The organism is Hymenobacter nitidus, assembly GCF_020447315.1.
GTDB classification, from domain to species: domain Bacteria; phylum Bacteroidota; class Bacteroidia; order Cytophagales; family Hymenobacteraceae; genus Hymenobacter; species Hymenobacter nitidus.
Genome location: NZ_JAJADQ010000003.1, coordinates 146,848 through 159,167 on the forward strand (window position 1 = coordinate 146,848; position 12,320 = coordinate 159,167).

Here is a 12,320-nt window from a genome sequence, read left to right on the forward strand (position 1 = left end):
TATGTGCTCAAAATAAACTCTTTAGACACAATTCAGCAGCACCAACCGGCCCAACCGCCACTGCTTACGGCCCGTTTCCCACGTGTTACGCAAGCGTATATTCCTTACCGAACTTACTTCTACAAAACAGGCAGCGCCGTGGCCTCAGCTGGGTATTATGCAAAAAGGCCGTGAGCAACAGCTGCTGTTGCTCACGGCCTCGGCCTTACCCATTGCATCCGCACGCTGGGCGCTTACGGCACACTCCCGGAAGTTAGGAGCTGCACGAAAGCGTGGCGCAGCCGGGCTTTTCGCGGGCCCACTCGGGGCGTTTGGCGGCCAGCTCCTCGTGCTCGGGCTGCTCGGCAAAGGGGGTTTTGAGCACTTCCATCAGCCGGTTCAGCACCGACAGGTCACCAGCCTCGGCGGCTTCAATGGCCTGCTGAGCCAGGTAGTTGCGCAGCACGTACTTGGGGTTGGCTGCCAGCATCTGCGCCCGAATGGCCTCGGGCGCGGCGGTTTCCTGGCGGAGGCGCTGCAGGTAGCGCGGCAGCCACTCCCGTAGCCTGGCCTCGGCGGCCGGTGCGGTAGCGTAGCCGGCAGCGGCCAGCAGCGTGTCCCAAGCGGCGGCTTCCTGCTCCTGTCCGCTGAGCAGCGCCGGGGCGAGGTGCGAAAGATGGCGGAAAAACAGCGTCATGTCGGTTTCGGCCTCGGCCAGTGCTTCGTTCAGAGCCTCAAACAGCGCTTTGTCTTCATCGGGAGCAATATTGGTCAGGCCCAGCTTGCGCAATAGCATCTCGTGACGGGTAGACTCGTAGGTGGCCGAGTACAAATCCAGGCCGGGGCGCAGCAGCTCAGGGGTTTCTACGAGGTGGGCCAGGGCACGGGCCAGCTGCCAGAGGTTCCAGAGACCCACGTTGGGCTGCTGCCCATAGGCATAGCGGCGCGAGCCGAAGTCGGTGGTGTTGGGCGTCCAGTCGGGGTCGTAGGGTTCCAGCCAGCCGTAGGGGCCGTAGTCGATGGTCAGGCCCAGAATGCTCATGTTGTCGGTGTTCATCACCCCGTGTACAAAGCCCACCGACATCCAGTGCGCCAGCATAACGGCCGTGCGGCCGCAGATTTCCTCGAACCAGCGCACGTACACCTGTGGCCCCGACGGCTCGCCCAGCTCGGGGTAGTAGCGCCGGATAACGTAGTCGGCCAGGGCCCGCAGATTGTCTAGCTCCCCGGCTGCGGCCATCATCTGGAAGTTGCCGAAGCGCACGAACGTGGGCGCCACCCGGGCCACGATGGCGCCGGGCTCGGCCTGGGGGTTGCCATTATAGAACATGTCGCGCACCACTTCGTCGCCGGTTTGCACCAGGCTCAGGGCGCGGGTGGTGGGCACGCCCAGGTAGTGCATGGCCTCGCTGCACAGAAACTCGCGTACCGAGGAGCGCAGCACGGCCCGTCCGTCGGCGCGGCGCGAGTAGGGCGTGGGGCCAGCGCCCTTCAGCTGAATTTCCCAGGGCGTGCCATCGGTGGCCGTTACTTCGCCCAGGGAAATGGCCCGCCCGTCGCCGAGCTGCCCGGCCCAGGAGCCGAACTGGTGGCCGCCGTAGCGGGCCGCGAAGGGCTTCATGCTGCCCGTCACCAGGTTACCAGCCAGGGCATCGACGGCCGGGCCCCGCTCGGCGGGCTTGCTCAGCCCCAGAAAAGCGGCCAGCTCATCGGCCCAGGCCAGCAGCTTGGGGTCGTGCACCGGCGTGGGCGTCACGCGCGAATAATGGTAGCCCGGCACCTGACGCGGGGAATTGTTGAACGTAGCTTCGCCCTTCATTTCCTCCACAAAGGAGTTGTGAAAGGTGGCCTGATCTATCGTTGGAAAGGAAGTTGACATAGGTAAGCAGTAGGTAGTTGCGCATCAGCCGGGCAAGGTCAGCTTTAAACCAAGCCCGGCAGTAAGCCGGCAGCAGTGGTGCTGCAAAGGAAATAAACGTGTAAACGGGGGCCGCAAGTTCGCCAACCAGGTTTCAACGGGCTTGTTTTGAAACTTCCACAGCAACGTGTGCGCCAGCAAGCAGAACAGTCGCGCTGAGCACTGGTGCAGCATAACAACAATAGCCGCCGGCCAGTGGGCCGCACGGCGCAGAATCGGTATTTTGCCGCCGCTATGAACCGCTTCGACCGTATCACCGCCCTTCTGATTCAGCTCCAGGCCAAGCGCGTGGTGAAAGGCCCCGAGCTGGCCCAGCGCTACGGCGTGAGTCTGCGCACCATTTACCGCGACCTGCGCACCCTGGAAGAAGCCGGCGTGCCGCTCTGCGGGGAAGCGGGCGTGGGCTATTCGCTGGCCGAGGGCTACCGGCTGCCGCCCGTCATGTTTTCGCGCGAAGAGGCCACCGCCCTGCTCACGGCCGAAAAGCTGGCCGCTCAGCTCACCGATGCCCACACGGCCCAGCTCAGCCAGACGGCCATGGACAAGCTGCGGGCCGTGCTCCGCCGCACCGACCGCGACTATCTGGAGGATTTAGGCTCCCGCATCCGTGTATTCGGTGGGGCCCGCCGCCCTACTGCCCCGGCCCCCGCCGCGGGCACCCAGCAGCCCCTGCTTGACGCTATTGCCCGCCAGCGGGTGGTGCGCCTGGAGTACCGGGCTGGTCATCAGGGCACACCTTCCCGCCGCGACGTGGAGCCCATTGGCGTGTATTTTGGCCACTACTGGCACGTGGTGGCCTTTTGCCGCCTGCGCCAGGAGTTCCGCGACTTCCGCCTCGACCGGATTGCGGGCCTGCTGGTGCTCGACGAAGCATTTGAGCCGCGTCCCGACACGCTGCAGTCGTACTGGGCCTCGCTGGCCGAGGAGCGCCAGACGCAGGTGGCCGTGGTGCGCTTCGGGCCCCAGGTGCTCGGGCAGGTGCACGAATACAAGCACTATTATGGCTGGAAGCAGGACCAGGCCCCCGATGCCGACGGCTGGGTGGAAATGACGCTGGTGCCCGGCTGCCTGAAGCACTTCAGCCGCTGGCTGCTGCTCTTTGCCGGGCAGGTAGAGGTGCAGGCCCCCGCCGAGCTACAAGTGCTGGTGCAGGAGCTGGCCCGGGCGGCCCACGATTTTTTTTGCCAGCCCGCCAAACGCTGCTGACATAGGGCTGTCACCGGGGGCCGCGAAGTTTGGGCTATCCATCAACCCAAACCCCTACAAGCCCATGGAAACTACCCTGGTAACAGCCCCCCTCGCCCAAGCCTTCAGCACCGAGTTGCTCGACGAAGCCCAACTCACCCGCCGCGTGCTGGCGCGCGTGCCCGTGGCCCGGTTCGACTGGCAGCCCCACCCCAAGTCGATGACGCTCGGCACGCTGGCCCGCCACACCGCCGACCTCATCGGCTGGATCAAGGACACGCTCGATACGACTGAGGTGGACGTGGCCGTATTCGACGATGCGCCGGTGGTGCCCATTACCAGCACCGAGGAGCTGCTGGCCTACTTCCAGCAACGCGTTGAGGGCGCCCACGCGGGCCTGCTGCACGCCACGCCCGAGGACTTACAGCAGTCCTGGGCCATGCGCAGCGGCACCCAGGTAATTGTCGAGCAGCCGCGCGCTGAAGTAGTGCGCCACCTCATCAGCCACACGATTCATCACCGCGGGCAGCTGAGCGTCTATCTGCGCCTCCTCGACGTGCCAGTGCCCTACATCTACGGCCCCTCCGCCGACGAAGCAGTGCCGCAGTAAAGGAGTAAAGGCGTCTCTCCAACCGGCGCAGGCGAGCAGCGCGCACTATAGCGGCCCTGATCTTCGGCTGTAGTCTGTGCTACCGATACCAACACTACCCCGACTGGCTCCAGGGCCGGCCGGGGTAGTTTGCTTGGTGAAGCAGCACGGCCTGAACCGCGGCTAAGCGCTAGGAAATGGCGCTGGGACTGTGGGTTAGCGGCAGCTCCAAGCGCTCCACGGTGTCGCGCTCAAAGTCGAACTCTATCAGAATAGCCGGCTCCTCGCCCACCACCCAGCCGTCGTGGCCCGGCTCAATGGCCACGGCCTGGGGGGCCACGAAGGTTTCGAGCACGCCGTCGGCATACTGAATGCTGATCTGCCCCTGAGCCAGGAAGCCCACGTGCGCGTGCATACACAGGGGCGTGCCCATGATGGCTTTCAGATTCTGGGACCAGCGGAACCCGACCGGATACACAATGCGCTTGACGCGGGCTGCGCCGGTGCGTACCACGTCGACCGTCACGCCGCCTACTTCCTTACGTTCGGCCCCTTTCATAGGGCCCAGCAATGCGTTATTCTGATTCATACCCGACAATTAAAAATAAACCTTGAAATAGGACAAGTACGCAGGTCGGCGTTGCTATTATCGCTCCTGAAACGCTTACCGGGGCTTTCGTACTACCTAAGCCTTAGCTAAATATAGAAAAAATTCGGGATGAAACGCCCGCCATACATCGAAACATAGGGGTTGGGAAATGACAAAGCCGCTGCCCCTAATCGGGACAGCGGCTTTGCTGAGCGGCCTGCCTCCTGGCGTTGCTCGCAGAAACGAGCTTAGGCTGAAGGAAGGCGCCGAAATTTATTTTTTTACCGGGGCCACGATTACCACGGCGTTGGTGGGCAGCGGAATCTCGCGCGAAGTCTGAAACTCGGGGATTTTATCGGCTGTCTCCTCCACTTTGCGCTGCAGGATGCGCAGCGTGCGGCCACCCACGTTCATGATAGCCAAGTCGTTGCTGGTGCCCGAGCCGGGGTCGTAACTGCGGAAGCCCATGAGCATGTCGCTGGGGAAGCCGGCTTTCTTCGCTTCTTCCTTGTCGACCACATCGGGCTTGCCGCTGAACTGGCCCAGGTCGATGTCCTGGTCTTTGGAGCCTTTCAGGAGCAGGTGGGCGCTGGTTTTGCGCTCCTCCGAGCTGGCGCCGGGCTTGAAGCTGAAGCTGATTTTCAGGTTTTCGGTGGTGCTGGCCACGGGCTCGGCGGCCGGAGCGGCGGCAGTAGCGGCGGTGGTATCCGCTGGGGCGGCGGTGGTATCCGGGGTAATATCAGTGGCCACGGGCGCCGTGTTGGCTTCGGGGCCAGCCTGCTCGGTGGCGGGGGGCGTCTGGTTGCAGCTGGCCAGCAGCAGGGTTACGGCCGCGGCCAGCGTCAGGGTAGAGAACTTCATCGGTATGAAATAAGAAACGAGAAAAACGGGGTTGAGCGGCCCCGAATACCGGCGCAGTAGCCAGGCTTCCGGGACCGGGTGGCAAAGTTGCGTTTTTTCGTTTTACGGCAGCCGCAACTTTGGATCAACCGGCTCTTTCACCCGCCGAAACCGCAGCGTATTGCCCCGGGCCGTGTAGCTCAGGGTCAGAACCGAGGGCGAAACGTCGACCACTTCGTAGCACAAAGGCGCGCTGCAGGCCACGTCGACCACCGTGACGTAGGCGCCCCGGGCCACGATGTGGGCCGCCAGGGTTTCACAGGTGGCCGCGCAGGTATCCGTCACGGCCAGGCGCAGCACGTCGTCGTCGGTGCTGGTGCCGCTGGTGACGTAGCGCATGGTCAGGTCGGTGCCCTTCACAATCCAGAACTCTCGCTGGTCGTCCACCGACTGCCACTTGCCCTGCAGCGCGGACAAAGACACGAGAATGGGCGGGGGAACTGATGGCCGCGGCCGCGCCACCGGGGTCCGGGCCGGCTTGCGGACTGGCCCCGATTTTTGCTGGGCCCGGCCCGGCAAAGTCAGCAAACAGGTCAGAATGAGCGGAAACAGGTATTTCATTCAGCAGAACGGTGGGAATAAAGCAACGATGCGGCCGGCCCGGCAACAACCTGTCCAAACCGGAAGGTGGGTTGCCGGGCCTACGACCTGAGCCTTCCAATGTAGCAAAAAGCTATAACGGGTGCGCATCGGCAGTGGAACTGGCGCCGGGGTCGGTGAGTTCCGCGGGGTTGGCAGCGGTGGTGTCCGGGGTGGTGTCGGTGGTCGGGGCCGCCGGCTCCTGCGCCTCGGCCGTTTCGGGGGCCGCCGGCACCGGGGCCGGGGCTGTGTCGGGCGTGGGGCCCTGCTGCTTGTCTTTGGGGTCGGGAGCGGCCGGAGCCAATACAGAGGTAGGGCGTGTCATGGGCGGAGGGCCGAAGCCATAATGCGTGTGATACAAGGGTTGAGCTTACAACGTAGCCGGAGCAGGGCGGGTTGATTTTCAGGCCGTTTCCCGTCCGGCGGCTTTTTACTTTCGCGCTGCCGCCGCTCCCGGCTTGCCTGCAAGCAGCTAGGTCCCTACTTTTCCCGTATGTCAGGTAATCCCAGCCTGATGGAAAGCTGCGGCGTTGCCGTACCCGGAATTAGCGGCCTATTGTATGAAATTGTTGCTTTTCCGACGCCTGGTGCTGGCCGGAGTACTCTTATTGCTGCTTGCGCTGGGCTTGGGCTGCTGGCTACTGGGCACGCGCTGGGGGCAGCGGCGGCTGGAGCACTGGGTGCGGCAGCAGGTGCAGGGCAGTTCGGAGCTGGTGCTGGCCCCATTTAAGGTCACTATTTCCCCCTGGCGCGACTTTCCCCACCTGACGGCTTCCATTCACCACGTCAGCCTCACCGATACGTCTTTCGGCCAGCAGCACCCGGTACTGGCCGTGGGCCGCGCCGATTTACGCCTTGAGCTGCGCAGCCTGCTGCGCAAGCAGGTGCGCATCACCCGCCTGGTGGTCTGGAACGTCGATTTTCGGGAGCGGGTCGACTCGCTGGGGCGCAGCTGGGGCCTGCACGGCAAGCGCCGCCACACCAGCGCCGGCACCGGCCCGCCCCTCGACGTAGCCCTCGACTCACTGCTGGTCCACAACTTCCGCATCCGCACCCGCAACGACTACGCCCGCAGCGCCTTCGGGGCTGAGGTACGGCGGGCCCATCTCACGGCCACCATTGCCCGGGGTGTGCTGCGCGCCCACGGCACCCTGCACGGCGAGCTGAACTACCTGCGCAACAACCGCGGCACCCTGTTTCGGCGCAAGCCCGTGTGGGCCTCAGTAAACTACGCGCTGGTATTCAAAAAGCACGAAGGCACGCTCAGCAACACCCGCGCCACGCTCAACGGCGACACCATCCGGATTCGGGGCACCCACCAAACCGTGGCCAACCAGCCCGGCACGCGCCTCAACTTTCAGTTCGACGGGCAGCAACCCCTGATGGAAGTGCTGCGGGCCGCGCTGCCGCCCAGCCAGACAGCCTATTTTGCCGAAGCCACCAGCCCCAGCAAGGCCCGTATCCGCTACCGCATTTCGGGCCTGACCGGGCCGACCACCCGGCCGCGCAACGTTCTTACCTTTTCGCTGCGGCGGGCCCAGCTGCTGTGGCCCGGCTCGGCGCGCCGCATCAACCACTGGGACTTGCTGGCCACCTACGACAACGGCGCGGCCCACAACCTGACCACCACGGTGCTGACCGTGCGGCACTGCCGCCTCTATTCCTCGGCGGGCCAGATGAACGTGAACCTGACGCTGCGCGACTTTTCCCGGCCCTTTATCAGTGGGCGCTTCCGGGGCAAAACCGAGCTACCACAGCTGGCCGCCGTACTGGCCCCCGAGCAGTGGCAGGCCCGCCACGGTACCGCCGAAATGGACGTGCGCCTGCACGGCCTGCTCCCCCCTACCGACGACGGCAGCGAGTTGCTCACCCCGCAGAAAAGCCTCTCGGTGCGGGGCTCCGTGACCCTGCGCAATGCCTCCTTTCTGGTGCTGAGCCGCCGGGCCGACTTCTCCGCGCTGAACGTGCGCATCGGCCTGCGCGACAGTGTCTGGACGCTTTCCCACGCCTCGGGCGTGCTGGACCGGATGCGCTTCACGGCGGCAGCCACCACCACGGGCCTATTCGACTACATTACCGGCCAGGCGCTGAACATGCAGGTCACCGGCAATTTCGCCGTGGAGGAACTGCGGGTGCAGCGCCTGCGCGAGCTGCTGCGCCCTCCCCGGGCCGCCACACGTCTGGTGGCCCGGCAGCGGGCCGCCGCCGCTTCCACCCAGCTGGCCACGCTGGGCGGCAGCCTAATTCCGCCGGGCGTGCGCCTGAACGTGGGTTTGCGCTGCGCCCGCCTGATTCTCTCGGCCGATACCCTGAGCGAGGTGGGCGTCACGGTGCGCCACGACGGGCAGCGCGTGCAACTGGACAAGCTGGCCGCCAACGTCTGGGGCGCCGCCGTGCGCGGGCAGGTGTCGTGGCCCACCGATACGCTGCAGCAGGTAGCCCCCATCCGCTTCGACTTGTCCGTGGCCTTCGACACGATGAACTACCGGCGGCTCGTGGCCCGGTTGTCGCGCCCGCCGCAGCGCTCGGCCACGGCTCCGGCCAGCCCGGCCCTGCGCGAGCTGCTGCTGGCGGCCAACGGCCAGCTGACCTGCTCGATCCAGACCCTGCAGCTGGGAGCCGGCGAAAACCTGCGCCAGATGCGCGTGCAAATGGTAAAAACCGGCGCGGAGCTTAACCTGCCTTCGCTCACCTTCACCACCACCCGGGGCGGCACGGGGCAGGCGTCGGCTCTTATCCGCCTGGCCGGTATTCGTCTGACGACGGCGCACGTAAATCTGAACCTACACTACAACGCCCTCGACGTGCAAGGGCTGCTGCTGCTGCTGGCCAGCCTGAACCCGGAGGATAAGTCGGTACCGCTGCCGGCCAGCCTGGCCGTGCGCCGGGCCGAGCGACGGGCGCGGCGCCAGCACCAACCCGAGGGCTCGATTCTGACCAACGGCATTTTGCGGGCTGTGGTGCAGGTGAAAGCCGACCGGGTGAACTATGGCGCGGTGCAGGGCCGCAGTTTCGAGCTGGTGTCGCACCTGCGCGACGGCGTGGCGAGAGTCGATAAATGCACGGTAACGGCGTTCCGGGGCAACATTGAGCTGCGGGGTCGGATGCTGCTCAACGTCGACCGGCAGCACCACCCGCTGCGCGTACAGATGCACCTGCAGGACGTGGAGCTGCCCGACCTGTTTGCCGCCGGCACGGCCATCGGCCTGAACGTGCCCGACCAGTACAACATCCGGGGCAGCATGCGCTGCGTGACGGACCTGCGCACCGACCTGGATTCTACCTTCCTGCCCCGCCTCGACCAGACGCTGTGCTACCTCAAAGCCGACCTGCGCAACCTGGAGCTGGTCAACATCGAAGCCCTGTCGCAGGCCCTGAAATTTATGCGCGAGCAGCGCACCAACCACCTGTTTTTCGAGCCCTTCAGCAGTGAGTTTGTGCTCAACCGGGGCGAGCTGCTGATTCCCAACCTCAACCTGAACAGCAACCTGAGCAATATGCAGATCAGCGGCACCTACTTTCTGGATGGCCGCGCCAACCTGTATATCGGCCTGAACCCCATGCAGGCCCTGTTTGGCGACAACGAAAAGCGCATCGAGCGGATTCAGCAGAGCGAGCCGCTGCGCCGCCCCAATCATAAGCTTACCTACATCAATCTGCAGCGGCCGGCGGCCGGCAGCCGCTATTCCGTGCGGTTGTTCAAGGGCAACGAGCAGCGCCAGCAACAGTCCTTGATGCGCCAGCAGCTCCGGCAGCTGCTCATCATTCAACGCCTCGATACCACGCTAAAGGTGCTGCGCTAAGCTTTTCCAGTACGTTTTCTTATTATGACTGATCCTGACATTCTGATTATCGGCGCCGGCGCGGCTGGCCTGCTGGCGGCCCACCGCCTGGGCCAGGCCGGCCGGCGCGTACTGGTGCTCGAAGCCCGTAGCCGCATCGGCGGGCGGGTGCACACGTTTTCCGGCGGCGGATTTTCTGGCCCCACCGAGGCTGGGGCCGAGTTTCTGCACGGCGAGGTGCCGCTCACCCGGCAGCTACTGGCCGCTACCAAAACGGAGTGTCCCGACACGGCCGGCAACACCTACGAAGTGCTGGCCGGCGAGGTGCAGACCACGGAAAGCTTCTTAGAAGATATGCCCCTGCTGCTCGAAAAGCTGCACGCCCTGCCCCAGGATATGCCCCTGGCCGACTTTCTGACCCAGTATTTCCCCGGCGACGGGCACCAGCTGCTGCGCCTGACCGTGACGCGCTTTGCCGAAGGCTACGACGCGGCCGATGCCCGCCGGGCCAGCTCGTTTGCGCTGCGGGAGGAATGGGCGGGCGGCGGGGCCGAAGACTCGCCGCGGCCGGTGGGTGGCTACGGCCCGCTGCTACAGTACCTGGCCGACCATATACTGGCCAGTGGCACCATGATACAGCTGGCTACTGTGGTGGAGCAAATCCGGTGGCAGCGCGGGCGAGTAGAGGTTATTTGCGACCAAAACCGCCGCTACTCAGCCGCCCAGGCTATTGTGACGGTGCCGCTGGGCGTGCTGCAGGCTGATGCGAGCAGCTTGGGCTACGTGGCCTTTGAGCCCGAAATTGCGCCGCAGCGGGCGGCCGTGCGGGCCCTGGGCTTTGGGCCGGTTATTAAAGTGCTGCTGGAGTTTCGGGAAGCTTTCTGGGAGCAGGAGGCGCCGGCCTTGCGCCAGGCCATGCCCGAGCTGGGCTTTCTGTTTTCGGATGCCGAGGTGCCCACCTGGTGGACGCAGCTGCCCGACCCGCGCGCCCTGCTCACGGGCTGGGTGGCCGGCCCCGCCGCCGACCAGCTCCGCACTGCCCCCGACGAAGCTATTCTCACCCGGGCTCTGGAGTCGTTGGCCTACCTGTTTGGCACCACTACCGACTTTCTGCGCGCCCAGCTCATAGCCCAGCTAGTCGTGAACTGGGGCGCCGACCCGTTTGCCCGCGGCGCTTATGCCTACGCCACCGTGGGCTCGGCCGCCGCGCGCCAGGTATTGCAGCAGCCCCTGGCCGACACGTTGTTTTTTGCCGGCGAAGGGCTCTACGAAGGGCCGGCCATGGGCACGGTGGAAGCAGCCCTGGCCAGCGGGGCCGCCGCGGCTGCACAGCTGCTGCAAATTACCTTTGAGCCTGAGTAAGCGCCGCGCAAAAATTGCAGCTAATCCACACGAAATAGGACACTTGTGGTATTGGCGGCAGCGGGTGGCGCTTTTAGGCGGGAAGGCTTTTTTCTTGGCGGCAAAGCCCGGACATTTGCCTTCTTGTCTCTTCTCACTATCCACCTTTCATGCAACATCTTACCCGTCGGGCCCGCCGCATCGTCGTTGCTACGGCTCTGTTTCTGAGCGCGCCTTCCCTCCTGTTTGCCTGGGGCACCTGGGGCCACGAGCGTATCAACCGGGCCGCCGTGCTGGCCCTGCCGCCGGCCATGCGCACCTTCTTCTACAACCACGTCGATTTTATGGTGCAGGAGTCGGTGGTGCCTGATTTGCGCAAGTACACCCTCAACGACAAGGCCGAAGGCCCGCGCCACTTCATCGACCTGGAAGATTACGGCAACCAGCCCATCAGCCAGCTACCCCAGACCTCGGCCGAAGCCTACGCCAAGTATGAACCCGCCTTTCTCGATAAGAACGGCCGCCTGCCCTGGTTTATTCAGGACATGCTGGGCAAGCTGACGCAGGCTATGAAAAACGGCCGTAAGGAAGAAATCCTCTTCATTGCCGCCGACCTGGGCCACTACCTCGGCGACGCCACCCAGCCTCTGCACACCTCCCAGAACCACGACGGCCAGCTCACTGGCCAGAAGGGCATTCATGCCTTCTACGAGTCGCAGATGGTCGAGAAATTCGGCAAGACCTACAACTTCAAGCTCAAGGAGCCCCAGTTTATCCAGGACCCGGTGGCCGAAACCTGGCGCATCATTGCCCAGAGCCACGCCTCGGCCGATACGCTGCTGGCCATCGAGAAAAAGCTGCTCACCGAAACGCCCGCCGCCAACGTGCTGGAAGTTGATGCCCAGGGTCAGCCCAAGAAGAACGTCTTCAACAGCAACATCCGCACTGCCGCCTACACCGAGAGCTTCCACAAAGCCCTCAAGCGCATGGAAGAGCGGCAGCTGCGCACGGCCGCCCAGGCCGCGGCCAACTACTGGTACACGGCCTGGGTGAATGCCGGCAAGCCCGACCTGACCAAGCTCGACACCGAATACACCACCCGCAGCAGCCAGGCCAACCTGAAGGAAGAGCTTAAGCTGCTCCAGACCGGTAAGCTGGTCGACTTCTCCTCCTTCATGGAGTTCTAAGCGCATACCCCGCCGCCCCCTACCGGGTGCAGCAGTTGTGAAGCCTGTTTATGCCGCCGCTAAGGGGTGGGATAAACAGGCTTTTTTGCGTCCGTGCCAGCTGGGCTTAGCTGCCAAGCAGGGAAGTCTACCTCCCTGTTTTTATGGTCGATTTTGCACTGCGCTTTCTGGTAAGTGGCCGCTCACTTCTTCGGCCAAAAAATATTTTGACACCTCCCGGGCATTTGTTCCTATCGGAACCGATTGCAGAGCACTATCACAAACGATTGCA

The 12,320-nt window shown here is 64.3% G+C and carries 10 protein-coding genes; 5 read left to right on the forward strand and 5 right to left on the reverse strand.

The features are described 5' to 3' along the window. Window positions 1–253: 253 nt before the first annotated feature. Complete coding sequence (locus LGH70_RS06810; protein ID WP_226183957.1) at window positions 254–1,858, reverse strand: protein adenylyltransferase SelO; 1,605 nt, start codon at window positions 1,856–1,858, stop codon at window positions 254–256. A 273-nt stretch (window positions 1,859–2,131) separates the two neighbouring features. On the opposite strand from LGH70_RS06810, the gene LGH70_RS06815 reads away from it, so the two are divergent. Together LGH70_RS06815 and LGH70_RS06820 are read left to right on the forward strand one after the other, a co-directional pair. Further along, complete coding sequence (locus LGH70_RS06815) at window positions 2,132–3,103, forward strand: helix-turn-helix transcriptional regulator (protein ID WP_226183959.1); 972 nt, start codon at window positions 2,132–2,134, stop codon at window positions 3,101–3,103. 64 nt (window positions 3,104–3,167) lie between these two features. Then, complete coding sequence (locus LGH70_RS06820) at window positions 3,168–3,692, forward strand: DinB family protein (protein ID WP_226183961.1); 525 nt, start codon at window positions 3,168–3,170, stop codon at window positions 3,690–3,692. A gap of 169 nt (window positions 3,693–3,861) precedes the next feature. Here the strand turns inward: LGH70_RS06820 and LGH70_RS06825 are convergent, their stop codons facing one another. From LGH70_RS06825 to LGH70_RS06840, 4 genes are all read right to left on the reverse strand, one after another. Continuing rightward, window positions 3,862–4,230, reverse strand: a complete 369-nt coding sequence (locus LGH70_RS06825) for a cupin domain-containing protein (RefSeq protein WP_226183963.1) — start codon at window positions 4,228–4,230, stop codon at window positions 3,862–3,864. 303 nt (window positions 4,231–4,533) lie between these two features. Continuing rightward, entirely contained in the window at window positions 4,534–5,121 is a 588-nt protein-coding gene (locus tag LGH70_RS06830; RefSeq protein ID WP_226183965.1) for a hypothetical protein, read from the reverse strand. Window positions 5,122–5,223: 102 nt separating this feature from the next. Further along, window positions 5,224–5,721, reverse strand: a complete 498-nt coding sequence (locus LGH70_RS06835) for a hypothetical protein (protein WP_226183967.1) — start codon at window positions 5,719–5,721, stop codon at window positions 5,224–5,226. 112 nt (window positions 5,722–5,833) lie between these two features. Beyond that, window positions 5,834–6,064: a hypothetical protein gene (locus tag LGH70_RS06840; protein WP_226183969.1), complete on the reverse strand. Its 231-nt coding sequence runs from the start codon at window positions 6,062–6,064 to the stop codon at window positions 5,834–5,836. A gap of 235 nt (window positions 6,065–6,299) precedes the next feature. Here LGH70_RS06840 and LGH70_RS06845 point away from each other — a divergent pair, with 235 nt between their 5' ends. From LGH70_RS06845 to LGH70_RS06855, 3 genes are all read left to right on the forward strand, one after another. Further along, window positions 6,300–9,542: an AsmA family protein gene (locus tag LGH70_RS06845; RefSeq protein ID WP_226183971.1), complete on the forward strand. Its 3,243-nt coding sequence runs from the start codon at window positions 6,300–6,302 to the stop codon at window positions 9,540–9,542. A 24-nt stretch (window positions 9,543–9,566) separates the two neighbouring features. Then, entirely contained in the window at window positions 9,567–10,883 is a 1,317-nt protein-coding gene (locus LGH70_RS06850; protein WP_226183973.1) for a flavin monoamine oxidase family protein, read from the forward strand. A 149-nt stretch (window positions 10,884–11,032) separates the two neighbouring features. Beyond that, window positions 11,033–12,049: a zinc dependent phospholipase C family protein gene (locus LGH70_RS06855; protein WP_226183975.1), complete on the forward strand. Its 1,017-nt coding sequence runs from the start codon at window positions 11,033–11,035 to the stop codon at window positions 12,047–12,049. The last annotated feature ends 271 nt before the right edge of the window (window positions 12,050–12,320 follow it).